Below are 25,034 nucleotides of genomic sequence, written 5' to 3'. Positions count from 1 at the left end.
TGATACCATTAAGACACTTAGGAAACGGCTTCGTACTTCTCGCGCACCCAATCGTACCCGTGCTCTTCAAGATGAAGGGCTAGTTCAGCATCGCCAGATTCTACAATCCGACCACCCAACATGATATGCACAAAGTCGGGAGTAATATAGTTTAATATGCGCTGATAGTGGGTAATTACCAACACCCCTAAATCCTTGCCACGGAGGGCATTAACACCTTCTGCTACAATGCGGAGTGCATCAATATCCAGGCCTGAGTCGGTCTCATCCAAAATGGCAATTTCCGGTTGAAGCATCGCCATCTGCAAAATCTCGGCGCGTTTTTTCTCGCCGCCAGAAAAGCCATCATTTAAGTATCTCCCAGCAAAAGATGGATCCATCTTCAAAAGTTCCATCTTGGATTTGAGTAACTTACGAAATTCAGGAATGGGGATGCCCTTGTCTTCGGGGTTTTCAGCGCGACGCCGGGCGTTAATGGCAGTGCGCAGGAAATTGGCTACTGTAACTCCGGGAATAGCAACCGGGTATTGAAAAGCCAGAAAGATGCCCAGGCGAGAGCGCTCATCAGGCTCCAGTTCAAGAATGTTTTGCCCCTTGAACCAGACTTCTCCTTCAGTGACTTCATAAGAGGGGTGCCCCATCAGGGTATATGCCAGAGTAGACTTCCCCGTCCCGTTAGGACCCATGATGGCGTGCACCTCACCCTGACGAATGGTTAAATCCAAGCCTCGAATAATTTCTTTACCTTCTATGGCTACATGTAAATTTTTGATGACCAACTCAGACATAACTTCAACTCCTTTATCGTCTGGAATATCCTATCAACTGATGGCATTATAGCATAGCAGAACCCCTGCGTCAATATTTAATATAAAAATCTTATATATTGACAAATTCTCAGGAAATCGTTATACTACAAATCAAAGGTTGGACAGAAGGTCTATGGAACAGATTAAGAGCACGCGAGACAGAATTCTTCATACGTTATTAACCCACCCCAAATCTACCATTAAGGAACTGGCAGATGCCGCGGGCATTAATGGTATTTCCGTGAGACATCACCTGAGCGCCTTGATGGCAGAAGGGTTGATCGTCATAGAAGAAGAACGCCATGGCGTGGGGAGACCTCGCCAGGTGTACTCTCTCTCCGAAAAGGGAATGGAGCGGTTTCCCTCGCGATACCTTCGTTTAACCAACCGTTTACTGGAACAATTGAAAGAAGCCCTTCCCGCCCCCATGGTCAGCAAATTATTCGAGCAAATCGCTGAAGACATTGCAGCAGATGCAGCAGAAAAAGTGAAAACCCTTCCATTTGAGCAAAAGATGGAAGCCGTCAAACAATTACTGGCGCAGGAAGGGTTCACTGTGGAGTTGGAACAGCAAGACGATCAATATATCATTCGAGAAATTACCTGTCCGTACTATCAAATCGGGCAATCTCACCCGGAAGTGTGTGCTGTGGACCAGCAATTGATCAGCACCATGCTTTCAGTCCCTGCTGAGAAAATCTCCTGTGTGTTATCGGGGGATCCTCACTGCAGTTATGTCATTAATAAAAAATCCGCCATGGAGAGATCAGGATGACCGAAAACCAAAATCATAACCGTCCAGAATGGGGGATTGACTCCACACATCCCGAACTGGTTGAACCGCTCACCGAAGCCCTGCGGACCATTGTTGATCCAGAAATTGGCTTAAACATTATCCAGTTAGGGTTGGTTCGAGATGTCACCATTCAGGATGGAAATGCCTTAATCAAGATGATTCTCACCACACCATTCTGTCCATATGGTCCAGCAATGCTGGAAACTACCCGCCAGAAAACGGAAGAAGTGTTAGGCATGCCCACTCATATTGACTTCCGGGCAGATGAGATGTGGGATTTTTCCTATATGGAAGAAGGATTGATTGACGACTGGGGAATTTACTAACCCAAAGGATTTTTAAACACCTGGAGCAATTTCATCGCCAACCCCATATCTCCTTTGATCTGCAAGCGACCCTGAAAAAAAGCACTCGTTGGGTCGCTTTTCTTTTGAAGCAAATCCAGAATGGTTTGCGCATCTGAAATTAATGTCAGATGAGGTTTTTCCGCTTTACCTTCTCCTCCATCCAGGCGTCCATTCTCAATCCGAAGGTAATAACTTCCGCCCGGATTCCCACTGAGTTCAATTTGAATGACGGCTTTCATACCTGCTGCTTTTTCGGGTTGAAAGGCTTGAAGCAACATCTGGGTAATCTGATTTTTGTCAATTTCCTGCATCGGTTCCTCTTATTTGTCTCTTTTTCTTCATTGTAACGGGAATAGACTGAATTGCCAAATCTTTTCGCAGAGCCATCCAAAGTTACCCACAAAACGATGAAAATCGAATAAAATAACCCTCACATTGTTCAATGTGGAAGTCTCTGCGTCATGATCCGATCGTTATACTACACAAACAACCATCCCCCAAGGATCAACCTCTCATCTGGGGAAATACAAGAAGCATTACAGGACCCAGAGGGGTTGGTGTGGATTTGTCTGAACGCACCCACGGAAGAAGAATTGCAAACCATCCTTGGAAATTTGTTTCACTTCCACCCCCTGACCATTGAAGACTGTACCAGCAATGGCTATCAAGTCCCCAAAATGGATGACTTTGGGGACTATTTATTCATCATTATGCACGCACTTCCTCCCGGAAATTACTGGGAGATTTCAAACCCGGTGGAACTAGACCTGTTTCTCGGAAAAAATTATGTGGTGACGGTTGCTCATGAAATGCACGTCTCTCCCATTGAGGCAGTATGGCAACGCCTTGAGAAAGATGAACGCCTGTTCACCCGCGGATCTGATTTTCTATGCCATGCCATTCTTGATCGCCTTGTAGATGATTATTTACCGGTTCTGGACGAAATTGATGAGCAAATAGAGCATCTGGAAGATCAGGTCCTGCAATCTCCTACTCCAGATGTACTCTCGAAAACTCTGGAAATAAAACACGCCCTGATGTCCCTCCGTAGACTGGTTGCACCGCAACGAGAAATTGTCAATCGGCTTAGCAGAGATGACTTTTCTTTGATAGACCGGCAAAGCCGGATTTATTTCAGAGATATTTATGATCACCTTGTCCGGCTTCAAGATTTATCGGAGTCTCTTAGAGACATCGTCACCGGGATTCTGGATATCTATCTGAATTCCACATCCTTAAGGCTGAACGAAATCATGAAAGCCCTGACAATTGTTTCCACCATCTTCCTGCCGTTATCCTTCGTTGCCGGAATCTATGGCATGAATTTCAGATATATGCCGGAACTGGAGTGGCGTTTGGGCTATTTGATGGTTTGGGTTATTTTTATCCTGATCGCTTCAGGAATGATTCTTTTTTTCAAAAAACGAAACTGGTTTTGAGGGAATTATGACAACCATTTGGACAGACAGCACAGCCGATTTAAGCCCTTTTTTAATTGAGCGGTACAACCTTTCTGTCATCCCCCTGTACGTTCTTCTGGATGATAAGACCTACCTGGATGGTGTCGAAATTCACCTTCCTCAATTATTTGATTTTGTTTCCAGGACGGGAAGATTACCAAAAACTTCAGCGGCTTCTATCGGAGACTTCTTGAAACGGTTTGAAGCCCCGGGACCCCATGTGTATATTGGCATTTCCTCTCAACTTTCTGCAACTTTAAAAAATGCCATTCTTGCCAGAGAGAACCTTGGACGGGACGATATCTACATTGTGGACAGTCTTAACCTTTCCACAGGCATCGGGATGCTGGCAATTGAGGCAGCAGAATTAAGAGATGCCGGTTATGATGCTGCACAAATTGCCTCAGAAATCTCCCAACGAGTTCCCAAAGTGCGTACTTCTTTCATCATTGATACCCTTGATTATTTATATAAAGGCGGCAGGTGCTCCGCGTTGCAAAATCTGATGGGAAGTTTGCTGTCCATCCGCCCAATCATTGAAGTCCGTAAAGATGGAACACTGGGAGTTCGTTCAAAAACCCGGGGAGTAAGGCGAAAAGGACTGATGACAATGATCTCCGACTTCGAGAAAGATTTGCCTCAAGTCTGGTTGAAGAGGGTCTTTGTTACCCACACGGGTTGCGATGAAGATGCAGAATTCCTCAAACAGGAGTTATTAAACCGCGCTCCCATCGAAGAAATCCTCATTACTTATGCGGGTTCGGTCATCGCCAGTCACTGTGGCCCGAATACGATCGGTATTCTGTACAGACTGAAATAAAAAGTAGAGCGGGCTTTTTTAGAAAAGCCCGCTCTCGTTTTATATTATCGCCATTTGTTTGCCAATCTGGTAGAAAATTTCCAGCACCCGGTCCAGTTGTTCATCTGTGTGAGTGGCCATGTAACTGGTGCGCAGTAACTGCATTCCAGGAGGTACTGCCGGAGAAATTACCGGGTTAACAAAAACGCCTGCTTCAAACAAGGCTTTCCAGAAAAAGAAAGTTTTTTGATCATCACCAATGATGATAGGAATGATGGGAGTTTGCGAATTTCCGGTGTTATAACCCATCTCTTCAAAGGCTGCCTTCATCTTCTTACCAATATCAATGACCCGCTGGACTCGCTCGGGCTCCTGTTCCATGATCTCCAGCGCCGCCAGAGCCGCAGCAGCATTTGCCGGTGGAATGCTGGCGCTAAAGATCAATGAACGGGCATGATGTTTGATGTAATGAACAACATCTTCATCTCCAGCAATAAAACCACCCAGCGAGGCAAAGGATTTGCTGAAAGTGGACATAATCAGGTCCACCTGGTCAGTTACACCCAGTTCTTCAGCAGTTCCTCTCCCTCTCCCCATCACGCCCATACCATGAGCATCATCCACCATTAATCTTGCTCCGTATTTCTGGCACACGGGTACCATTTCCTTCAACGGCGCCAGGTCTCCACCCATACTGAAGACACCATCCACAACCACCAGTTTACCGGCAGATTCTGGTAAGGATTGGAGGACTTTTTCCAGATGAGCCACATCATTATGGCGGAAACGGGTAATTTCTCCAAAACTCAACCGCGCTCCATCCACGATGCTGGCGTGGTCATCCTTATCCAGAATCACGTAATCCCCTCGCCCAACAATTGCCGAAACCGCTCCTAAATTTGCCTGCATACCGGTAGAAAATACCAGGGCGGCTTCCTTTTTCACCCACTTAGCAAGCCGGCGTTCCAGTTCCTCGTGCATTTCCAGAGTACCGTTCAGAAAACGTGAGCCGGTGCAACTGGTACCGTATCTTCTAATGGCTTGCTCAGCGGCTTCTCGCACTTTGGGGTGTGTGGTTAGCCCCAGATAATTGTTGGAGCCGCACATGATCAGCCGGTGCCCTTTGTACACAACTTCAGTGCCCTCATTTTCATCCAGTGGGATAAAATATGGGTAATACCCTTCCTTTATTGCCTCCTTTGCGGCAGTAAATTGACGGGTTTTCTCAAAGATGTCCATATGAATTCCTCATCAGGTAGAATGAAAAAAATAATCTTGCTCTGATATGAGAAAAAATGAATCAGAGCACGAATAGATTATACCGGATTAAGGCTGGTTAAGTCGGATGGTTTATGCTTATAATTTGAATAAAGGACATTTATCAGGGAGGGCATATGTCGAAACTCGCAGGTGGTATTGAAGCCGGTGGAACCAAGTTTATCTGCGCGGTTGGGACGGGGCCTGATGACATCCGGGCAGAAATTCGCATTCCAACCACTCATCCAGAAGAGACCCTTGGAAAAGCCATAGCATTTTTCAAAGAACAACAGGAAAAATACCGGGAAAAATTACGAAGCCTGGGAATCGCTTGTTTTGGTCCAATTGATTTAAATCCTCATTCCCCCACATATGGATTTATCACCACCACCCCCAAACCGGGATGGAAAAACACCAATGTTGTGGGAACATTGCGTAAAGCCCTCAATCTCCCGGTAGCCTTTGAACATGACGTCGTTGGTGCGGCAATTGGCGAAGCCACGTGGGGAGCCGCAAAGGGGCTCAGTGATTTTATTTATATCACCATAGGCACGGGGATTGGCGGGGGAATCCTGGTAAACGGAAAACCGATTCATGGACTGGTGCATCCTGAAATCGGTCACATGCGTATTCCTCACGATCTCAAAAAAGACCCGTTCATTGGAAACTGCCCCTATCATGGAGACTGTTTTGAAGGTCTGGCTTCCGGCCCTGCGCTGGAAAAGCGGTGGGGAATGCCCGGACATCAATTACCCGATGACCACCCCGCCTGGGCTCTGGAAGCCGAATATATCGCTCTGGCTGTGAGCAACCTGATTCTTACCACCTCTCCACAAAAAGTGATTCTGGGTGGCGGAGTCATGCAACGCTCCCATTTATTCCCTGCAATTCGTCAAAGGGTCATCACTCTCCTGAATGGTTATGTACAAGCCAGAACTCTTTTGGAGAACATTGACCAGTACATTGTGCCGCCCGGTTTGGGAAATCGCTCCGGGATTCTGGGCTCTTTAGCCATGGCACAACAGATTATCTGAATGATAAGTTTGTAAAGCCAAGGCGGAGCAGGTGATGCTTTCCCTGCTCCGCCTTGCTTTTTAAGGGAAGATGACCCTAGAAATCCAGAATTTCGGGAGATTCCTTGCCAAGGTGAATCCGAATGACCCGCCTGCCTCGAGCCACCAGCGACTCGTAATCGCCCAAAGCCTGAGCCCGTTCCAGTTGCCCAAAAGTCAGGTTCATCCCCGGGATTTCGACATCGAATTGTGGGTCAGCGGTAATCTGGATGAAAACGCCATTGTTTGCCCCGCCTTTATGCAACTGCCCGGTGGAGTGCAAAAAACGAGGGCCAAACCCCAGAGTAGTGGGCAAACCGGTTAACTGCTGAATCCAGTAGCGCAGTTTTCCCAGTTGGGTCTGCATCTCCGAATTACGAGGCAAATAGGCGTTAATGGCAATGTAATCTCCCTGAGAAGCGTTTTGAAGGAACCGCATGACAACTTCTTTCAGAGACATCCCATGCACCGGGTCTTTGCTGAAAACCTGTACCCCATTTTTCTCCCATGCCGGTTTCTCCTGTTCCAGTACCCCGGTCTCATGGAAAGATTGAATTTTCTTAACACTTCGATCTTTGTTGTCCTGAACATCGGGCTGATCAAAACTGTTCACGCCAATGATGGAGCAAGCCACTGCTGTGGCAACTTCCCATCGGTAAAATTCTCCCGCCAGATCCATGGGGGTTTCTGCTGTGAGCACAACCGTCGGGTGTCCTGATTGCACGAGCTGGCGAACCATCGCATCTTTCTCGCCCGTTGCACGTAAGTAAACAAACAAACGGTCTTTCCCATACACATCAGCCGGATAGAAAGGCTCAAGGTCAACGGGAACAATACCTTTACCTCTCTTTCCACTGCTTTCAGCAATAAGTTGCTCCAGCCAGGCACCTAACGGCTGCCATAGTTTATCTGCCAGGAAGGTAACTTTATCCCGCCCTGACAAAGCAGCCTCTCCCATGATTGCCCCCAGCACCAATCCGGGATTGCGTCCTGCTGGAATACCGGGAGCACATTCTTCTGCAACCTGCTGGGCGCGAGATAAAAACTCATCCAGAGGGATTCCAAGTAAACCAGCAGGTACCAGTCCAAAAGCCGTAAGCGCTGAATTACGCCCACCAACCATTGGATCTGCCAGAAATACTTTGCGAAACCTGCGTTCGCTGGCAATCTTTTCCAGTTTTGTTCCAGGATCGGTGATGGCAATAAAATGAGTACCGGCTTCCGCCCCACAGCGCTCTTCGGCTTTCTTCCAGAAATACTCCATAAAGGCTGTAATTTCTATGGTGGTTCCTGATTTACTGGAAACGATGTAAAGAGTCCTCTCTATAGGCGACCAGGCTTCTGCTGCCTGTACCTGAGCAGGATCTGTGGAATCCAGGATGAGCAAATCCAGGGCAGGACGATCCTCAATCTTTCCAACCCCAAAAACCTGGCGCAGGACCTCAGGGGCTAAAGAAGAGCCTCCCATGCCTAACAACACCGCATGAGTGAATCCTGCTTTTGTCACTTCGCGGGCAAATTCCTGAATGGCAGGGATGAGAGCGCGGCTCGTTTGAGGTGCTTCCAACCAGCCCATCCGCTTGAGGATTTCCTCTTGATCTTCCGGAAGTGAAGACCAGAGTGTAGGATCGTGACGATGAAACCGTTCAGGAAACTGGATATCTTCAAAGGATTTTACGCGTTGAGAAACGGACTCAGCCAGAGGGCCCAGAGCAGACTTAAATTCCTCTTTGCGCTGGTTTAACGTCTGTAAGAGGGTTGTAAATGAATCGGCGAAGGCTTTAACCCCTTCATCTTCCAGTTGAGCCGTAACCACCGCCATAGAAATACCCAACCGCTCGAGGGCTTCCAGATGCGCCCGGGCTTCCTCAATCCCCTGTTCGAGCGTTAAGGCAACCCGCCCATGATCACGAAAGGCATCCAGGGTCTGAGGGGGAACGGTATTGACGGTAAATGGACCGATAAGTTCTTCTACGTACAGCACATCCCGGTAATTCGGATTCTTGGTGCTGGTCGAAGCCCAAAGGGGACGCTGCACCTGCGATCCTTTTTGAGCCAGCGCGTGAAAGCGAGGGGAGTTAAACGCCTCTTTGAATATTTGATACGCCTGCCTGGCATTGGCAATTGCCGTTTTCCCCAGGAGAGCGCGTGCTTCCTCCCCCAGTTTTCCTTCTGCAATCCCTTTCTCCAGAAGAGCGTCTACTTTGGTATCCACCCGGGACACAAAGAAAGACGCCACTGAAGCAATGGTGTCAACAGGTAATCCAGCCTGGATGCGCTGTTCCAGTCCAGCCAGATAAGCCTCAATCACTTCGCGGTAGCGTTCGAGGGAGAAAATCAGGGTCACATTCACATTAATACCCTGTGCAATAGCCTCACGAATGGCTGTCAATCCCTCCCGGGTAGCGGGAATTTTAATCATCAAATTGGGGCGGTTGACCCGCTTCCATAGTTCAATCGCTTCTCGAAGGGTGTTTTCAGCATCTCTGGCAAGATACGGGCTCACCTCCAGACTCACATAACCATCTGCGCGATTGCTTTGTTGATAAAGAGGCAGGAACAGGTCAGCAGCAGATTGGATGTCTTCTACCGCCAGTTGGTAGAACATCTCCTCGGCTGTCCAGCCAGCCCATGCCATAGGAGCAATTGCAGAGTCATAATCATTGGATTTAGAGATTGCCAGATTAAATATTGTAGGATTGGAGGTGATACCTCGAATTTCACCCCGTTCAATCATTTGCTTCAGTACCCCGTTCTTAATCAGGGAGCGCTGAATATTATCGTACCAAAGCGATTGACCTGCCTGTAACAGTTCCTGGAATCGGTTGCTCATAATTCCTTACGGTTGAACCGCTCCTTTCTGCTCAATTTTACGGACTTTCTGCACTCTACGAACATGGCGTTCTTCTTGAGAAAAATGTGCTCGAAGAAACGCCCGAATCAGTTCCTTGGCAAGTTCTTCTCCCACAATCCTTGCGCCAAGACAGAGGACATTCATGTCATCATGCTCAACGCCCTGGTGGGCGGAATAAGTATCGTGGCAGACTCCCGCATAAACACCACGGATTTTATTTGCCGCGATGCAGGCACCAACTCCCGAGCCACAAATCAGAATCCCACGCTCCGCTTTTCCACTGAGAATGGCTTCTCCAACTTTCTCCGCAAAATCAGGATAGTCGGAGCTTTGAGCATCGTATGCGCCCAGATCCATCGCTTCATGCCCTTCTTCCTGAACTACCCGAAGGACAGTGGCTTTCAGGGGGAAACCGCCATGGTCACATGCAACGGCTATGCGCATTTCAGTGCCCTCCCTTCAAAAGAGAACGTGCTTCCTCAACAATTCTTTCTACCGTTAACCCCAACTGCTGGTAAATGACTTTATAGGGGGCAGATGCGCCAAATCGCTCAATTGAAATCACCTTCCCCTCACAGCCAACCCAGCGTTCCCATCCCATGCCCACACCTGCCTCCACGGCAATCCGATGTTTAATCCGGGAGGGTAAAACACTTTCCCGATAGGACAGGTCTTGCTGGGCAAACAATTCCCAGGAGGGGAAAGAAACCAGGCGTACAGAAACGCCCTGTTTGACCAATTCCTTGCCAGCTTCGTAGATGAGCGACACTTCCGAACCTGATGCCATCAGAATCACTTCAGGGGATTGACTTCCCCAATCTGCCAGTACGTAAGCGCCTCTGGCAACACCACTCGCCGGAGCGCATTCAGTTCGATCCAGCGTTGGCACAGGTTGACGGGAGAGCGCCAGTGCTGTGGGAGCATCGCGTCGTTCGATGGCAATTTTCCACGCTTCTCGGGTTTCATTGGCATCTGCCGGACGGAGGACTACCAGATTGGGAATTGCCCGCAAACTTGCCAGATGTTCAACGGGCTGGTGGGTAGGACCATCTTCTCCCAATCCAATACTGTCGTGGGTAAAAACCCAGATGGAACCCAAATGCGAAAGCGCGGACAGACGAATGGCTGCGCGCATATAATCCGCAAACACCAGGAAAGTTGAACCAAAGGGGATGAAAGCGCCATTGTAAGCCATCCCATTCACAATTCCACCCATGCCGTGTTCACGAACGCCAAACTGTAAATTCCTCCCTTCAGGTGATTCAGCCTGGAAAGAAGAGGATGAATTGATCCACGTCATGGTCGAAGGCGCTAAATCGGCAGAGCCACCCATTAATTCGGGCAATCGAGCGGCAAGCGCGTTGATGACTTTACCAGAGGCAACCCGGGTTGCCATTCCTTTTGGATCCGCCGGAAATTCAGGTAAATCATCAGCCCATCCGGCAGGTAAATTCCCCTGAATTCGCCGTTCCAACTCGGAGGCTAAATCCGGAAATTCCTGGCGATAGGCTATCCATCTGGCTTGCCATTCTTCTTCCCAACGCTTGCCGCGTTCTACAGCCTGACGGAAAAACACCAGCACATCTTCGGGAATGTAAAACATTGGTTCAAGAGGCCAGCCAAGTTTTTGTTTTGCGCCTCGCAGTTCTTCTTCCCCCGGGGGTTCTCCATGGGCTTTGGCAGTATCCTGTCGGGTGGGCAAACCATAACCGATATGCGTTCGGGCAATGATAAGACTGGGTCTTGGATCGGTTTTCGCCTGCGAAATCGCCGCATCAATGGCATCAACATCATTCCCATCTTCAACAAAAAGCACCTGCCATCCGTAGGCTTCAAAACGCCTGGCACGATCCTCGGTAAAAGCAACCTCCGTGGAGCCCTCAATGGAAATGCGGTTATCATCGTATAAATAAATCAAGTTTCCTAACTTCAGGTGCCCTGCCAGAGAAGCGGCTTCTGCGGCTACACCTTCCATTAAGTCTCCGTCAGTGACTAAAGCATAGACAAAATAATTAATGATTTCATGACCAGGACGGTTATACACTGCCGCCAAATGTTTCCCGGCAATTGCCATACCTACACCATTGGCGAACCCCTGTCCGAGCGGTCCAGTTGTAGTCTCCACACCCGGGGTCAATCCATATTCAGGATGTCCTGGAGTGCGGCTACCCCACTGACGGAATTGTTGAAGTTCTTCCAGTGGGAGATCATACCCGGTCAAATGCAATAAACTGTACAAAAGCATGGAACCGTGTCCGCCCGATAAGATAAAGCGATCGCGGTTGAACCATTTTGGATTCGCCGGGTTGTGCCTTAGATGTCTTGTCCAAACTGTGTAGGCGATTGCAGCAGCGCCCATGGGTAATCCGGGATGCCCCGAATTGGCTTTCTGAACACCATCGGCAGAAAGAAATCGGATGGTATTTAAGGCTTTGTTTTGAAACTCTTTTGTTTCCATCATGCCGCCCCTTGAAATAGATTGATGAAAATGCAGGTTGTTCACCTGCTAATATTAATAAAAAATCTGGATAATTTTACCACCGCCCATCCAAACTGATTTGGAGATTTACCCGTATCCAGCACGAATTTCTCAATCTTTAGAAACAGGCAACTGTACCTATCCCCTGACTTTAATCAAAACGACTCCAGGTTGTGACATTATTCAGTCAAAGGCAATTCGAATGACGGATGCGGAGATATATTCGCTTATGTTATACTACAGCAGATTCCACGACTTTATGATAAACAGGAGTGGTTATGAAAAAAGATTTCATCAGTATTCAAGATTTCACCCCCGAAGAACTCCAAAGCATGCTGGATCTGGCAATTCAACTCAAAAAGGAGTACTTTTCAGGAGGCAACCCCCCGCTTCTAAAAGGGAAAGTGCTGGGAATGATTTTCCAGAAACCCAGTTTACGTACCCGGGTAAGTTTTGATATGGCAATGCGCCACCTGGGAGGAGATGCGCTGTATCTCTCTCCCAACGAGATTGGTCTGGGTCAACGGGAATCCATCGCTGATGTGGCGCGGGTTCTCTCCGGATATGTTCACGCCATCATGGCTAGAGTATTCGCCCACGAACATGTTCTGGAACTCGCCAGGTGGGCAAGCGTGCCGGTGATCAACGGATTGAGCGATTACGACCACCCCTGCCAGGCTATGGCAGATGCACTGACCATTCTGGAAAAGTTCGGCACGCTCAAGGGAATCAATGTGACCTTTGTGGGCGATGGAAACAATGTGTGTGTCTCACTGATGCACATCGTCACCAAACTGGGCGGGAATTTCACCCACAGCGGCCCCGAAGGATATGACATGCCCAAACAGGCTGTCGAACTGGGATTGCAATTTGCGGCTCAGAGCGGGTCAAAAGTGCGTTTCACCCGAGATCCCCATGAAGCCGTTAAGAATGCTCAAGTCATCTATACCGATACCTGGACAAGCATGGGGCAGGAAGCAGAAGCCAGAGAACGCGAAAAGGTCTTTCCTCCCTACCAGGTAAATGAGCAACTGGTTAGCGAAGCGGACAAGGACTGCATCGTGATGCACTGCTTACCTGCTCATCGTGGACAGGAAATTACCGATGCAGTTGCCGATGGACCCCATTCTGCTCTCTTCCCTCAGGCACATAACCGGCTGCATGCCCAAAAAGCCATTCTGGTTCGATTATTCCAAGCAGGGTAATGAATAGAAGGAATCTATGAAATCTCAATATTTCATTGAACTGGAAGAAAAACACGGCGCACACAACTATCATCCCCTGGACGTGGTCATTGAACGGGCACAGGGAGTCTGGGTATATGATGTAGAAGGTAATCAATATCTGGACTGTTTGTCTGCTTATTCCGCCTTGAACCAGGGGCATGTGCACCCCAAAATCCTGCAGGCAATGGTCGAACAAGCCTCCCGGGTAACCCTGACCTCTCGAGCGTTTCGAAACGACCAGTTACCCCTCCTGTATAAAGAACTTTCTGAACTGACCGGTTATGACATGTCTCTTCCGATGAATAGCGGGGCAGAGGCTGTTGAAACTGCCATTAAACTGGCGCGCAAGTGGGCATACGAGGTCAAGAAAGTTCCCAAATACCAGGCAGAGATTATCGTTGCCAGCGGTAACTTCCACGGTCGCACAACCACAATCATTTCGTTTTCTACCGAACCCGCCTACAAAGAGCCCTTTGGTCCATTCACTCCCGGCTTTGTCGTGGTTCCATACGGCGATGTGGAAGCCCTTGAAAAGGCAATCACACCGAATACTGCCGCTATTCTCATTGAGCCGATTCAAGGGGAAGCCGGTGTAATAATCCCTCCATCGGGTTATTTGAAACAGGTGGCTGAGATCTGCCAGAAACATCAGGTGCTTTTCATCGCCGATGAAATTCAAACCGGGTTAGGGCGCACCGGTAAATTATTTGCCTGCCAGCATGAAAATGTGCGTCCAGACATGGTCGTGGTTGGCAAAGCCCTTTCCGGAGGTTTTTATCCGGTTTCTGCCGTCCTTGCAGATGAGCCACTCATGGGGTTATTCCAGCCCGGCGAACATGGCTCCACATTTGGAGGAAACCCGCTTGCCGCGGCAATTGCCCGGGCTGCCATTCGAGTTTTACAGGAAGAAAACCTGATTGAAAATGCTGCGGTTCAGGGCGAGTACTTCATTGAACAACTGTCAGAAATTCCCAGCAAACACATCAAAGAGGTCCGCGGAAAAGGCTTGTTGATCGGGGTTGAGTTAAAACCCGAAGCCGGAGGCGCCCGCCGGTTCTGTGAAGCCTTAAAGACTCAGGGTATTCTGGCAAAAGAAACCCATATGCACGTCATCCGGTTTGCTCCTCCTCTAATCATAGACCGTTCTACCATTGACTGGGCACTCCCCAAGATCCGCGACGTCCTGACCAGTCTCTGAAAATCACCGCCGCTCCGGAACCGGAGCGGCGGTATAATTTTTATAAAAAACGGGAGGCGAACTTGAATAGACGAGTCAAAATTATTGCCACTTTAGGTCCTGCAAGCGAAAACGCAGAGACGATCCGTGCAATGGCAGAAGCCGGAATGGATGTCGCCCGTTTGAATTTCTCTCACGGTACACATGAACAACATGCCCGACGCATTCAAACCATTCGACAGATTTCCAAAGAACTGGGAAAGGAAATCACCATTCTGCAGGATTTACAGGGTCCCAAATTAAGGGTAGGAGTCTTACCTGAAAATGGCATTGATCTCAATCCCGGTGAAGTGATTGCCCTGACCTCGAAGAAAACGCTCCCTGATATTCCTTCCTCCGTTAAAATCATTCCTATGGATGTACCCAATCTGGAATCCAGCGTCCATGAAGGTAACCGGGTTTTGATGGATGATGGGAATTTAGAACTCAAAGTTCGTGAAGTTTCTGCAGATTACATCATCTGTGAGGTCATCAACGGGGGAAACCTGCGCTCTCAGAAAGGTGTCAATCTCCCGGAAGCCAACCTGGGAATTGACGGATTTACAGAGAAAGACCGGGCTGACCTCATTTTCGGGCTCGAACATGGTGTAGATGTGGTTGCCATGTCTTTTGTCCGAACAGCCGATGACATCCGAGCCGTTAAGAACGCCATTGATTCACAATGCAGTGGAAAATGCTCTGCTCCCCTGGTCATCGCCAAAATCGAACTTCCCGAAGCCATCCAGAACCTGCATGAAATCATTCACGAGGCAGATGGCGTTATGGTTGCCCGCGGCGATTTAGGGGTAGAAATGTCCCTTGCCGAAGTTCCCACGTTGCAGAAAGAAATCATTTACCTGGCTAACCGTCACGCCAAAATTGTGATTACCGCCACGCAGATGCTGGAAAGCATGATTTACAACCCCCGTCCGACACGTGCTGAGGCTTCTGACATTGCCAATGCTGTCTTTGATGGAACAGATGCAGTCATGCTCTCGGCTGAAACTGCCGCAGGGAAGTATCCGGTTGAGGCGATTCGTACCATGGCTTCCATTGTTGAAGATGCCGAGACCAATTATTCCATGTGGGGGCACTATAAAGATTTGCCCCGCGAGGCGGTGCAAAGCGATGCTCTGTCCATCACGTGGGCAGCACGGGAACTTGCCCATGATCGAGACGTGAAAGCCATTATCGTGTTTACTGAAACGGGCAGGACGGCTTTATTCACCTCAAAATCTCGTCCTATCGTCCCTATTCTGGCTTTTACACCCGTTCAGGAAACTCTGCAAAAATTAGGGCTGTTTTGGGGAGTCAGCGCCTATTACGTACCTTTTGCCTATTCTGTGGAGAGCATGTTGCAAATTGTTGAAGAGATGTTGCTGGGCAAACTGGGATTTCATAAAGGGGAACAAATTGTTTTGATTTCTGGCTTACCGGTAGGCGCCATGAGACAGCCCAATTTCTGCCTGCTTCACACCCTCGGCGAGACCTATACCAGTCCTCAATCCGGAAAATAATATGACCGTCGTTCAAGACCTGATCCAAACCGATGAACTTGAACAACTTCTGAATGACTCCAATCTGGTCATTGTGGATTGCCGGTTTGACCTGTTTCAAACCGAATGGGGCAGAGAACAATACCGGGAGTCCCATATTCCCGGCGCATTCTACGCTCATCTGGATGAAGACTTAAGTGGAGTACGCACGCCACAGACTGGACGACATCCTCTTCCAGAACCGGAAACCTTTGCAAAACGATTGTCTACATGGGGAATCTCACCTCAATCTCTGGTTGTGGTGTACGACCAGAATGGCGGCGCCTATGCCGCCCGTCTGTGGTGGATGCTTCGATACTGGGGAAATGAGACGGTGTGCGTTCTGGATGGCGGCTGGGACAAATGGGTACGCGAAAACCGCCGGGTCTCGGCAGAGGTTCCCCCTCCTTCCAGCGGAAAGCCATTCCTTACCCCCAAAAGCGGCTGGCTCATTTCCACTGAAGAAATGATGGCAATCCTTGGGAAAAACGGATGGAAAATCATTGATGCCCGGGCACCGCAACGCTATGCGGGAGAAGAAGAGCCGATTGACCCGGTAGCCGGACATATTCCCGGGGCAATAAATCGTTTTCATGGGCTTAACCTGCAACCCGATGGTACATTTCTACCGCCGGACACTTTACGCGATCAATTTCTACGACTTCTTGGAGAAACACCCATAGATCACACTGTTGTGTACTGCGGATCTGGCGTAACGTCCTGTCATCATCTTCTGGCAATGTCCATAGCCGGGCTGGGGATGGCACGATTATACGCGGGTTCATGGAGCGAGTGGATTCGCGATCCCAAGCGTCCCATCCGTCGAGGCAACCAACCATGAAAAAAAAGCCGTGCGGCGAAAAGTCGCTCGCACGGCTTCTTCATAAATGTCATCTCAATCAGAGATTGTTAAACAACCACGAATGAACGTCCTTCAGGGTGTGGGAAGCCGGTCGGAGTTCTTCTTCGGTCATCCGGTTCAAAGGCTTTTCCGGTAACTGATACAAATCAAAGATCGAAGGAGCATCCGGCTCAACATAAATCAACCCGGTGATCAATTCTCGCCGTTCACGAGCCTCTTCCAAAATGCGGAAAGCCTCACTGCGGCTGGTTGGGTCATAATCCCGTTCCAGTTTGCGCAAGGTGATGATCGAGCCGTCATACAGTTCAACATCGCGGACAGTTCCCTCTTCAAAATCCTCAATGGTTAACTGGTCACGCGCTGGGACAAAAATCAAATCGTGCAAACGCACTTCGCGCTCTTTCCCAAAAGCATAAGAGTGTATCGTATCATCTTTATTGTTAAAAGTGACACAGGGACTGATGATGTCCAGTACAGCCGTCCCGCGATGCTTGATAGCCGCTTTGAGCAATTCCTTGAGTTGTTTGGGGTCCCCTGCAAACCCGCGCGCCACAAACGTGGCATTGGAAGCCAGGGCTTCCAGACAAATATCCACCGGTAAAAACAGGTTGGTGCCTTCGTGCTTGAGGGTTAGTCCTTTTTCTGCGGTCGCAGAAAATTGTCCCTTGGTCAACCCATACACGCCGTTGTTTTCCACAATATACACCATGGGTAAATTGCGCCGGATGACGTGTTTAAACTGTCCCATGCCAATGCTGGCTGTATCGCCGTCTCCACTCACACCCATCCCGTACAGGGAAGTATCTGCAAACAACGCGCCGGTTGCCAGAGAAGGCATACGTCCATGCACACCGTTGAACGCAAATGAACGTCCGAGGAAATACGCAGGGCTTTTACTGGAACAACCAATGCCCGAGAACTTGACAATCTTCTCTGGCTGGATGTTCATTTCGTACATAGCCTGGATAATTTGATTGGAAACTGCATTATGTCCACAGCCCTGACACAAAGTAGAAGGTAAACCGCGATAATCGGTTCGCGAAAGCCCTATTGCATTAAGAGCCTGAATGTCTGCCATGGTTATTTCCTTTCCTGAGTCAGAATTTCATCCTTAATCCATCGAGCGCTTAATGGCAAGCCGTTGATTCGAGCAACTTTGACAAACTTTCCGGCATGCTCCGGGTAATTCATCATCAAAATCTGGCGCAATTGACCATCTCGATTCATTTCAACTACATAAATACGCTGGTGAGATCGGATGAATTTCTCCACATCCTCTTTCAGCGGGAAGGCACGTATTCTGAGGTAATCTGCCTTGATTCCTTCCTTCTCAAGCAGGTCCAACGCTTCCAGAATTGCCGCTTCGGTGGAGCCCACGGCAAGAATACCAATACCTTCGCCTCCCCTGGGGTAATGCACGCTATCGGGCACATACTGCTTTGCAGTTTCCCATTTCCTGGCTAACCGGTCCAGTACCCGTTCCCAGACTTCTGGATCTTCGGAATATCCTGCAAATTCATCGTGTCCTGTTCCACGGGCAAAATAAGCGCTCTTTGGATGCAGATTTCCCGGAACGGTGCGATAAGGGATAGCATCGCCGTCAATATCCAGATATCTTCCCCACTTTCCGCCATTTTTCTGGAGGATTTCTTCAAGATCCTGTTCCCACAAGATTTTGCCCCGATCCATCGGCGTTTGAGGATATTCAAAAGGATCGCACATCCAGTTATTCATCCCCAAATCCAGATCGCTCATGACCACCACTGGCATTTGTAAACGCTCCGCAATATCAAACGCTTTCCAGCCAAATTCAAAGCACTCGTTAATATTGCCGGGGAACAACTGGATGAACTGAGTGTCTCCATGGCTCATGAAATAAACTTCGGTAATATCCCCTTGAGCCGTGCGCGTGGGTAAGCCAGTGCTGGGTCCCACGCGTTGAACGTCCCAAATCACCAGCGGGACCTCGGCGAAGTACGCCAGCCCCATGTATTCGCTCATCAGACTTAATCCGGGTCCAGCAGTCGCGGTCATTGATCGCAGACCAGCCCAACCTGCACCTACCAGCATACCAATGGCAGCAATCTCGTCCTCTGCCTGTACAATAACGTAATTTTGCTTTCCCGTTTCAGGATCGGTGCGGAGTTTGGGAATGTATTCAATTAAAGCCTCTGGAAGGGAAGAAGCCGGGGTGATGGGATACCAGGAAACAAACTGCACACCGCCATAAATACTCCCTAAAGCAGCCGCCGTGTTGCCATCCGAGAGGAGTTTCCCTTTTGTCTTTTCCATTGGAGCCACTTTATAGGGATCTCTCTTCTGGATATTTTCCTTTGCCCAGTTATAGGCATTCTGAATGACCGCCATGTTGCTTTCCACAGGGGTCTTTTTGCCCTTAAAGTGAAAGTCCAATGCTGAATGTACTGCATTCAAATCGATATCCAGGATGTAGGACAATACCCCAACATAAACCATGTTGGAGATAAAATCACGCAACTGAGAGGGAACCTCCACTGTTTTAATCAGTTGCTTGACGGGCATGGGATAATAAATCAGGTCATCACGGGTTGGGGGAGTTTTAATATCCTCGTTGTACAACACGACTCCACCGGGCACCAGAAATTCGAGGTCTTTCAAAAAAGTGGCAGGGTTCATCGCCACAATGATATGATCTTTTTCAACCCGTCCAATATAACCATCTTTGCTTACCCGAATGGTATACCACGTGGGCAACCCCTGAATATTCGACGGGAATATGTTTTTACCCGAAACCGGGATACCCATCTTAAACAGGGCACGCATGACAGTAAGGTTGGCAGTAGCACTCCCTGAGCCATTCACCGTGCAAAAGGTAATGGCAAAATCATTAATCACTTCCGACTGGAGGTGTGAGGATAAAACCGATTCAATCTGTTCTGTGAGGGGCATAAAAACTCCTTTTTGGATCAATTGATCACTCAAATCGAGGTACAACATCAGGTCGCTGACGTTCGGTCAACAGCCCTGCATGTTCAATCAATAATTGGAATCCCAGATCGAGATCATCATTGAGAATGGCTTCAACCATGCGGCGATGATAATTCCAAACCCTGCATAAATACGTCATATCGGTGTAATAAGCCAGACCGACCGCCTCGTACAGATCCCAGTAGGCTTCCAAAACCCCCATTACAAACGGGTTATTCAGTTTACGGTACATGCTCAAATGCAGTTCACGATGCTCTTCATGAGGAATCTGTGGAGAAGTACCGTTTAATTTTTCTTCGGCTCTTTCCACCAGTGTTAACAGCAACTGGCGATCTGCGGGACTCATACTTCTAACGCCCTGATACCAGAAACCCGTTTCCACCTGCTTCCTCAAGTCCGAAAACTGGGAAAAGTACGCTTCATCCATTTGAATGGCAAAGCCGGCGCTCTGAAGCAAAGCAGGTTTTAAGGAATAAGGGAGAATACGTATACCCACTCTGGGACGCACTTCAACCAGTCCCAATGCCCTTGCCACCTCGAGTTGTTCTCGAAGGGAAGCCAGACTGATTCCCAGTTGTTCGCTAATCACGGTCAAAGGGGGCAGAGAATCCCCCTCTTTTTGTATTGTGGCAAGATACTTTAAAAAGGGACTGAGAAAGGTTAAGTTTTGGCGCTCTGGCAAAATCATGGAATTGCTCTAATTAATCAGATTAATCTGATTAAATCATACCATAAGAGGATCTCTCAGTCAACTGGTTCTGAGATCAAACCTTTATGCAACCAGATTATTAACTTTGCTGGTAGAGAGGGGATAATAGGTCGGGTAGTTCGGTTAGGGCTTTCCCTAAACGCACTCCATACCAGAAAATCAAATTCCCGGGGATGAGGTAAATGTGGCGGTTCTTCCCAGCCGGGGTGTCCTGAAATACTTTAAAAAACCGATCAACCGAACCTGAATCAAATGCAAAAGGCTCATCGGGAAGAAGAATAACTTCGGGCTGACCCGCAATTACCTCTGCCAGAGTGACGTTCGGGTAGCGAAGATCGTGAACACGCTTGTTCTCTGCCGGAATTTCTTTTTCTTTGGAACCAAACAGGTTTTCCCCGCCAAATAAAGCGAGCAAATCCGCTGAGTAGGTATGATTATTGAAGGTCATCCACCGGGTTTCTTCACCGATTTGTTCTTCCCAGATCGGGCAAAAATACCGGAATCGCGGAAGAGTATCAGCAACCTGACGCGCAAACTCCCAACTTTGCTCAAGGATACGCACCTTCAACCCTGCCTGTTTATCCCGGTACAAATCCACCAGCCCCCATAGAAACTGGATAGCCTCCTGGACTGTCTGGGGAAAACTCACCCACACGGGAATACCCTTTCCCGATAAAGCCAAGACCACATCGGCGCTGTTTTCTTCAGGATTAGCCAGGAGAAGGTCCGGCTCTAGCGAAAGAATCGCCTCAATGCGGGCGTTTTTTGGACCCCCTACGCGAGGAATATTCTTCAAATGTTCAGATGGATGAACACAATAATCTGTAATCCCCACCACCGAAGAACCAAATCCTAATTCAAACAAACTTTCGGTATATGAGGGAACCAGAGATACCACTCGCCGGGGCGGGCGAAGTAATTGAGAAAGAACATGGTCTAGAGAAAAGTTTATTCGCTCCATACCAGTTCCATCACTGCCGCAGACATGATTGCCACAGAGCGCCAGAGGACTTCTTCGTCAATATCAAACCGTGGATGGTGATGAGCAAAAGAAAGTCCTTTTTCAGGATTAGCAGATCCGACAAAGAAATAACAACCGGGAATTTCCCGTAACACGTATGCCATGTCTTCCGATGCCATAGTCTGACAGGAAGTATCATTCGTCATTTCAGGCAACACTTTCGCAGCAGCACTTTGAACGATCTGGGCTACTTTTTTGTCATTGATAACAGCCGGAGTTACATCGTTGATTTTTACCGTCGCTCGACACCCCAAAGATTGCGCCACACCCTCTGCAATCGTGCATAAACGGTTTAATACCAATTCACGCACCTCGTCTGAGTAGGTGCGAACCGTGCCTAAAATTTCAGCCGTTTGCGGAATAATATTATGAGCCTCCCCGGCTCTGACACTGCCCACTGAGATAACCGCGGTTTCCAGAGGAGAAACATTGCGGGACACAATGGACTGCAAAGCCGTGATGATTTGCGCCATTGCATATACCGGATCGGCAGTCTGATGAGGAATAGCGCCGTGTCCTCCCTTGCCTTCAATCAAAATGCGGAAACTATCCGCACCTGCCATAAGCGCACCCGATTTGATACCTACCCACCCAACCGGTTTTTCGTTCCATACGTGCATGGACAATGCGTAATCGGGACGTGGATTCTCCAGAACCCCTTCCTGAATCATCTTCTCTGCGCCGCCCAAACCTTCTTCGGCGGGCTGGAACATGAATTTCACCCGCCCGCGAAGTTCTTCCCGATGAGCAGACAGAAGTCTGGCGACCCCCAGTCCAATTGCCACATGAGCATCGTGACCGCAGGCATGCATGACCCCGGGAGTCTGGGAAGCATAATCAACAGTATTCTGTTCCTGAATGGGGAGGGCATCCATATCAAAACGAACCAGAATCGTAGGACCTGGTTTGCCAGTTTCCAGCAAGGCTACCACCCCGGTTTTGGCAACCCCGGTCGTGACTTCCAATCCCAGCCCGGTAAGCGTTTTGGCAACCACCCCGGCAGTACGAACTTCCTGAAACCCTAATTCAGGATGACGGTGAAGATCCCGGCGGACTGCCACGAGTTCCGGGGCTAAACGCTGTGCGTCTTGTCGTAAGGCTTCCATGATCCTCCTTCAGGTTGAGAATTACTGCCTGGGTTTCTTTTTCGGCTTCCTCCGAAACCTGCCACCACGTCGCGTTCGGGCTTGATCCCTCTGTGTTTGTTCAGGTGACTCTTGTGGAAGAGTTTCTAATTCCTGCTCCTCGTCCACAAGCCCTTCTCCTTCTTCCCACTCCCCGCCCGATTCTTCCTCTACCAGGTCAGCGGGTTCAGGTTCTTCTGCTGAAATGGTCACCGGGGTAGCGCTCTGTGGCAGAGGTTCACCAACCAGCGAGATTTTCTCTCCCGGATATTCCCTCTTGACGCCATCCGGCAGTTCCACAATGACCGCTCCCTTCAATGGGACTACATCCACAACCTTACCCTCTCCATCCGGGGTAACCACCCGCTTGTTACGCTTTGGAAGTCGAGCGCGTGCCTCAGCATACTGCTGAAATTCATAGATGAGACAACACCGAAGCCTTCCGCACATCCCGGTAATTTCTGAGGGGGTCAGAGAAATCCCCTGTTCCTTTGCCATTCGAATCGAAATGGAACTGAACTCACACAGGAATTGGGAACAGCACCGGGATTCCAAACCACAGGCGCCCATACCTCCCAGCAACTTGGCAACATCACGGGGACCGATTTGACGCAATTCTACCTGAGCGGGAGCATATTGCTTTTGCATATCCTGCCGAAGGGACTTTAAATCCACTCGCTCATCCGTTTCTGTACTGAAGAGAATAGCCAGTTTGGTGCCATCAAAACTGTATTCTGCCGCAACAATTTTGACACCCGAAAGCCCCAGTTCGCGCGCTCTCGCCTTGCACACCGAGACGACTTCGGCTTCCTTTGCCTGCCATTCCTGACGAATAAGTAAATCCTGGGGGGTGGCCTTGCGTTCTACCCTCTTAAGACCTTCAGGTATTTCCTCGGGGGTTGGGAAAATTTGCGCAACGGTACCAATCTGAAGTCCTCTTGCAGTTTCAACGACAACAGAATCCCCCACTTCCACATCTGGAACTAACGTGGCGTCAAAATGATAGATTTTCCCGACTTTCGAGAAACGTACACCGACCAGAACAGGAAGCATGCCGTTCATGATTAATCAATCACATCAATTGAGATGGCTCCCGGCGTAGATAAGGCGGCAACGCTCAAACTGGCGGCAACTTTTTGAGCAATAGCAGTCAAGGCACGTGCAGGTGCTGAATCCGGAGCAGAGATAACTACCGGTACCCCCTGGTCTCCGCCAACTCGCACCGTTGGATCCATAGGAATCGCCCCTAAGAAGGGAACTTCGGCAGCACGCGCCAATTCCTCTCCGCCACCCGAACCGAAGATGTCCATCTTCGTTCCATCGGGGAGTTCCAGGTAACTCATATTTTCCACCACTCCCAGTACAGGGACATTCAATTCGCGGAACATTTGCAAACCGCGCATGGCGTCTTCCTGGGAAACTCGTTGGGGCAAGGTAACAATCAATCCGCCGCTCAACGGGACAGACTGCGCAAGGCTCAACTGCGCATCCCCTGTTCCTGGAGGCAGATCAATAATCATATAATCCAGTTCATTCCACGCCACATCTGCCAGGAATTGCCGAATGGCTGAATGAAGCATGGGACCACGCCAGATTAAAGGCTGTCCAGGTTTCACCAGGAAACCAATGGACATGATCTGTACTCCGTAGGCTTCAGCAGGGATCAACTTTTGACCATTTTGGGGAGGCAAGCGCTGAACCCCCATCATCGTGGGAATGTTGGGACCATAAATATCGGCATCCAGTAACCCGACCCGGGCACCCGATTGTGCCAGACTGACTGCCAGGTTGACCGCAACAGTGCTTTTACCCACACCACCTTTGCCCGACGCCACAGCCACAACATTATGAACGGGTAGAGAGAGCACCCCCCGATTTCGCCCATCAGAAGGAACCCGGGCATCCAACACCACTTCTACCTCCCTGACACCGGGGATGGATAAAACCGCGTTCCGTGCTTCATTTTCAATACGGCTCTTCAGAGGACAAGCCGGTGTAGTCAGCACAATGCGAAAACGAACCTTATCACCATCAATCTCAACATCCTTGATCATGTCGAGAGTGACCAAATCTTTGTGTAATTCAGGTTCCTGAACCTGACTGAGAGCCTGTAAAACCGCTTCTCTGGTAACAACACTGCTCATCATGTTCTCCTATAAGACAATCTTTTCATCAAAAAGAGTCTATACCGTTAGATTCTTGAGCGCTTATAAATTGCTGAACCTCAGTCACTAAAAACCGGTACTGCTCAACCAGTTCTGTATCGCTACCCCGGTATCTGCGTACAACCTGACGTGAGCAAGCCGTACATCCTCGCATTGCCCTGAAAGAATCAGCATTACATGTACCGCAGCCGCTCAATTTCACCATTAATAAAACAAATGCTGCCTGTTCCGCCAGACTTGCCTTTTCGGATTGAATTTCATCAATCAATTTTGCCCACTCGCTTCCTCTTAACGAGCGAAGTTGAGGAACCACCCTCAAGGGGAAAAGCAAATCTGTATCTGGATTATACATCCAC

Annotated in this window: 23 protein-coding genes; 9 read left to right on the top strand and 14 right to left on the bottom strand. The window is 49.0% G+C overall.

Annotated elements, in window-relative coordinates; all coding sequences use genetic code 11:
* Positions 1-17 precede the first annotated feature (17 nt).
* Positions 18-788, bottom strand: coding sequence for a Fe-S cluster assembly ATPase SufC (gene sufC / locus LHF31_RS08960; protein ID WP_298005737.1), 771 nt, complete (start codon positions 786-788; stop codon positions 18-20).
* A 154-nt stretch (positions 789-942) separates the two neighbouring features.
* Between sufC and LHF31_RS08955 the strand changes: the two genes are divergently transcribed.
* Together LHF31_RS08955 and LHF31_RS08950 are read left to right on the top strand one after the other, a co-directional pair.
* The gene (locus tag LHF31_RS08955) at positions 943-1,584 is read left to right on the top strand and encodes a metalloregulator ArsR/SmtB family transcription factor (RefSeq protein WP_298005735.1); all 642 of its coding nucleotides are present in this window, start codon (positions 943-945) and stop codon (positions 1,582-1,584) included.
* Complete coding sequence (locus LHF31_RS08950) at positions 1,581-1,931, top strand: metal-sulfur cluster assembly factor (protein ID WP_298005732.1); 351 nt, start codon at positions 1,581-1,583, stop codon at positions 1,929-1,931. Before LHF31_RS08955 ends, LHF31_RS08950 begins: the two co-directional genes overlap by 4 nt.
* Here LHF31_RS08950 and LHF31_RS08945 read toward each other — a convergent pair.
* Positions 1,928-2,230: an SCP2 sterol-binding domain-containing protein gene (locus LHF31_RS08945; RefSeq protein ID WP_298005746.1), complete on the bottom strand. Its 303-nt coding sequence runs from the start codon at positions 2,228-2,230 to the stop codon at positions 1,928-1,930. The two genes, LHF31_RS08950 and LHF31_RS08945, sit on opposite strands and share 4 nt — an antisense overlap.
* A gap of 183 nt (positions 2,231-2,413) precedes the next feature.
* Between LHF31_RS08945 and corA the strand changes: the two genes are divergently transcribed.
* Together corA and LHF31_RS08935 are read left to right on the top strand one after the other, a co-directional pair.
* Complete coding sequence (gene corA / locus LHF31_RS08940) at positions 2,414-3,391, top strand: magnesium/cobalt transporter CorA (protein ID WP_298005729.1); 978 nt, start codon at positions 2,414-2,416, stop codon at positions 3,389-3,391.
* Positions 3,392-3,398: 7 nt separating this feature from the next.
* On the top strand, positions 3,399-4,232 hold the full coding sequence (locus tag LHF31_RS08935) for a DegV family protein (protein ID WP_298005726.1): 834 nt from the start codon (positions 3,399-3,401) through the stop codon (positions 4,230-4,232).
* Between the two features lie 39 nt (positions 4,233-4,271).
* On the opposite strand, the gene LHF31_RS08930 is transcribed toward LHF31_RS08935, so the two are convergent.
* Complete coding sequence (locus LHF31_RS08930; protein ID WP_298005723.1) at positions 4,272-5,450, bottom strand: aminotransferase class I/II-fold pyridoxal phosphate-dependent enzyme; 1,179 nt, start codon at positions 5,448-5,450, stop codon at positions 4,272-4,274.
* A 155-nt stretch (positions 5,451-5,605) separates the two neighbouring features.
* On the opposite strand from LHF31_RS08930, the gene LHF31_RS08925 reads away from it, so the two are divergent.
* Complete coding sequence (locus LHF31_RS08925) at positions 5,606-6,502, top strand: ROK family protein (RefSeq protein WP_298005720.1); 897 nt, start codon at positions 5,606-5,608, stop codon at positions 6,500-6,502.
* A 76-nt stretch (positions 6,503-6,578) separates the two neighbouring features.
* Here LHF31_RS08925 and LHF31_RS08920 read toward each other — a convergent pair whose 3' ends face one another.
* From LHF31_RS08920 to tkt, 3 genes are read right to left on the bottom strand one after another with little or no spacing between them, the layout of a single operon-like run.
* Positions 6,579-9,353, bottom strand: coding sequence for a bifunctional transaldolase/phosoglucose isomerase (locus LHF31_RS08920; protein WP_303774145.1), 2,775 nt, complete (start codon positions 9,351-9,353; stop codon positions 6,579-6,581).
* 6 nt (positions 9,354-9,359) lie between these two features.
* Positions 9,360-9,818 carry a ribose 5-phosphate isomerase B gene (rpiB, locus tag LHF31_RS08915; protein ID WP_303774144.1) on the bottom strand — a complete coding sequence of 153 codons (459 nt, stop codon included), beginning with the start codon at positions 9,816-9,818 and terminating at the stop codon, positions 9,360-9,362.
* A gap of 1 nt (position 9,819) precedes the next feature.
* On the bottom strand, positions 9,820-11,832 hold the full coding sequence (gene tkt / locus LHF31_RS08910; RefSeq protein WP_363324794.1) for a transketolase: 2,013 nt from the start codon (positions 11,830-11,832) through the stop codon (positions 9,820-9,822).
* Positions 11,833-12,131: 299 nt separating this feature from the next.
* On the opposite strand from tkt, the gene argF reads away from it, so the two are divergent.
* From argF to LHF31_RS08890, 4 genes are all read left to right on the top strand, one after another.
* Positions 12,132-13,058: an ornithine carbamoyltransferase gene (gene argF / locus LHF31_RS08905; protein ID WP_303774143.1), complete on the top strand. Its 927-nt coding sequence runs from the start codon at positions 12,132-12,134 to the stop codon at positions 13,056-13,058.
* A 16-nt stretch (positions 13,059-13,074) separates the two neighbouring features.
* Entirely contained in the window at positions 13,075-14,277 is a 1,203-nt protein-coding gene (rocD, locus tag LHF31_RS08900) for an ornithine--oxo-acid transaminase (protein ID WP_298007607.1), read from the top strand.
* Positions 14,278-14,339: 62 nt separating this feature from the next.
* Positions 14,340-15,812: a pyruvate kinase gene (gene pyk / locus LHF31_RS08895; protein WP_298007605.1), complete on the top strand. Its 1,473-nt coding sequence runs from the start codon at positions 14,340-14,342 to the stop codon at positions 15,810-15,812.
* A gap of 1 nt (position 15,813) precedes the next feature.
* Positions 15,814-16,671 carry a sulfurtransferase gene (locus LHF31_RS08890; RefSeq protein ID WP_298007603.1) on the top strand — a complete coding sequence of 286 codons (858 nt, stop codon included), beginning with the start codon at positions 15,814-15,816 and terminating at the stop codon, positions 16,669-16,671.
* A gap of 58 nt (positions 16,672-16,729) precedes the next feature.
* On the opposite strand, the gene LHF31_RS08885 is transcribed toward LHF31_RS08890, so the two are convergent.
* From LHF31_RS08885 to LHF31_RS08850, 8 genes are all read right to left on the bottom strand, one after another.
* Positions 16,730-17,770, bottom strand: a complete 1,041-nt coding sequence (locus tag LHF31_RS08885; RefSeq protein ID WP_298007601.1) for a 2-oxoacid:ferredoxin oxidoreductase subunit beta — start codon at positions 17,768-17,770, stop codon at positions 16,730-16,732.
* Positions 17,771-17,772: 2 nt separating this feature from the next.
* A complete protein-coding gene (locus LHF31_RS08880; RefSeq protein WP_298007599.1) occupies positions 17,773-19,620 on the bottom strand; it encodes a 2-oxoacid:acceptor oxidoreductase subunit alpha in 1,848 nt (615 codons plus the stop codon).
* A gap of 25 nt (positions 19,621-19,645) precedes the next feature.
* Complete coding sequence (locus tag LHF31_RS08875) at positions 19,646-20,248, bottom strand: FCD domain-containing protein (RefSeq protein WP_333657394.1); 603 nt, start codon at positions 20,246-20,248, stop codon at positions 19,646-19,648.
* 199 nt (positions 20,249-20,447) lie between these two features.
* Positions 20,448-21,329 (bottom strand): helical backbone metal receptor, encoded by an 882-nt coding sequence (locus tag LHF31_RS08870; RefSeq protein WP_298007595.1) that lies wholly within the window; start codon positions 21,327-21,329, stop codon positions 20,448-20,450.
* Positions 21,317-22,495 (bottom strand): M20 family metallopeptidase, encoded by a 1,179-nt coding sequence (locus LHF31_RS08865; RefSeq protein WP_303774142.1) that lies wholly within the window; start codon positions 22,493-22,495, stop codon positions 21,317-21,319. Before LHF31_RS08865 ends, LHF31_RS08870 begins: the two co-directional genes overlap by 13 nt.
* A gap of 21 nt (positions 22,496-22,516) precedes the next feature.
* Positions 22,517-23,575 (bottom strand): regulatory iron-sulfur-containing complex subunit RicT, encoded by a 1,059-nt coding sequence (locus LHF31_RS08860; RefSeq protein WP_298008748.1) that lies wholly within the window; start codon positions 23,573-23,575, stop codon positions 22,517-22,519.
* A 2-nt stretch (positions 23,576-23,577) separates the two neighbouring features.
* Positions 23,578-24,657: an Mrp/NBP35 family ATP-binding protein gene (locus LHF31_RS08855; protein ID WP_303774141.1), complete on the bottom strand. Its 1,080-nt coding sequence runs from the start codon at positions 24,655-24,657 to the stop codon at positions 23,578-23,580.
* Positions 24,658-24,685: 28 nt separating this feature from the next.
* On the bottom strand, positions 24,686-25,030 hold the full coding sequence (locus tag LHF31_RS08850) for a hypothetical protein (protein WP_298008742.1): 345 nt from the start codon (positions 25,028-25,030) through the stop codon (positions 24,686-24,688).
* Positions 25,031-25,034 lie beyond the last annotated feature (4 nt).

Origin of the sequence: Anaerolinea thermophila (assembly GCF_020723905.1) — a bacterium.
GTDB classification, from domain to species: Bacteria; Chloroflexota; Anaerolineae; order Anaerolineales; family Anaerolineaceae; genus Anaerolinea; species Anaerolinea thermophila_A.
The sequence above is the reverse complement of the archived record's forward strand: the minus strand, read 5'-3'. Positions and strand labels throughout refer to the sequence as shown.

Bases quoted from the DNA above. Each gene is read 5' to 3' on its own strand.
- LHF31_RS08950 (WP_298005732.1), top strand. From the start codon at position 1,581: ATGACCGAAAACCAAAATCATAACCGTCCAGAATGGGGGATTGACTCC.
- LHF31_RS08860 (WP_298008748.1), bottom strand. From the start codon at position 23,575: ATGAACGGCATGCTTCCTGTTCTGGTCGGTGTACGTTTCTCGAAAGTC.
- rpiB (WP_303774144.1), bottom strand. From the start codon at position 9,818: ATGCGCATAGCCGTTGCATGTGACCATGGCGGTTTCCCCCTGAAAGCC.
- LHF31_RS08865 (WP_303774142.1), bottom strand. From the start codon at position 22,495: ATGGAAGCCTTACGACAAGACGCACAGCGTTTAGCCCCGGAACTCGTG.
- LHF31_RS08955 (WP_298005735.1), top strand. From the start codon at position 943: ATGGAACAGATTAAGAGCACGCGAGACAGAATTCTTCATACGTTATTA.
- rocD (WP_298007607.1), top strand. From the start codon at position 13,075: ATGAAATCTCAATATTTCATTGAACTGGAAGAAAAACACGGCGCACAC.
- argF (WP_303774143.1), top strand. From the start codon at position 12,132: ATGAAAAAAGATTTCATCAGTATTCAAGATTTCACCCCCGAAGAACTC.
- LHF31_RS08890 (WP_298007603.1), top strand. From the start codon at position 15,814: ATGACCGTCGTTCAAGACCTGATCCAAACCGATGAACTTGAACAACTT.
- LHF31_RS08945 (WP_298005746.1), bottom strand. From the start codon at position 2,230: ATGTTGCTTCAAGCCTTTCAACCCGAAAAAGCAGCAGGTATGAAAGCC.
- LHF31_RS08925 (WP_298005720.1), top strand. From the start codon at position 5,606: ATGTCGAAACTCGCAGGTGGTATTGAAGCCGGTGGAACCAAGTTTATC.
- LHF31_RS08855 (WP_303774141.1), bottom strand. From the start codon at position 24,657: ATGAGCAGTGTTGTTACCAGAGAAGCGGTTTTACAGGCTCTCAGTCAG.
- LHF31_RS08935 (WP_298005726.1), top strand. From the start codon at position 3,399: ATGACAACCATTTGGACAGACAGCACAGCCGATTTAAGCCCTTTTTTA.
- tkt (WP_363324794.1), bottom strand. From the start codon at position 11,832: ATGGAAACAAAAGAGTTTCAAAACAAAGCCTTAAATACCATCCGATTT.
- LHF31_RS08920 (WP_303774145.1), bottom strand. From the start codon at position 9,353: ATGAGCAACCGATTCCAGGAACTGTTACAGGCAGGTCAATCGCTTTGG.
- LHF31_RS08850 (WP_298008742.1), bottom strand. From the start codon at position 25,030: ATGTATAATCCAGATACAGATTTGCTTTTCCCCTTGAGGGTGGTTCCT.
- LHF31_RS08870 (WP_298007595.1), bottom strand. From the start codon at position 21,329: ATGGAGCGAATAAACTTTTCTCTAGACCATGTTCTTTCTCAATTACTT.
- LHF31_RS08880 (WP_298007599.1), bottom strand. From the start codon at position 19,620: ATGCCCCTCACAGAACAGATTGAATCGGTTTTATCCTCACACCTCCAG.
- corA (WP_298005729.1), top strand. From the start codon at position 2,414: ATGATCCGATCGTTATACTACACAAACAACCATCCCCCAAGGATCAAC.
- LHF31_RS08885 (WP_298007601.1), bottom strand. From the start codon at position 17,770: ATGGCAGACATTCAGGCTCTTAATGCAATAGGGCTTTCGCGAACCGAT.
- LHF31_RS08930 (WP_298005723.1), bottom strand. From the start codon at position 5,450: ATGGACATCTTTGAGAAAACCCGTCAATTTACTGCCGCAAAGGAGGCA.
- sufC (WP_298005737.1), bottom strand. From the start codon at position 788: ATGTCTGAGTTGGTCATCAAAAATTTACATGTAGCCATAGAAGGTAAA.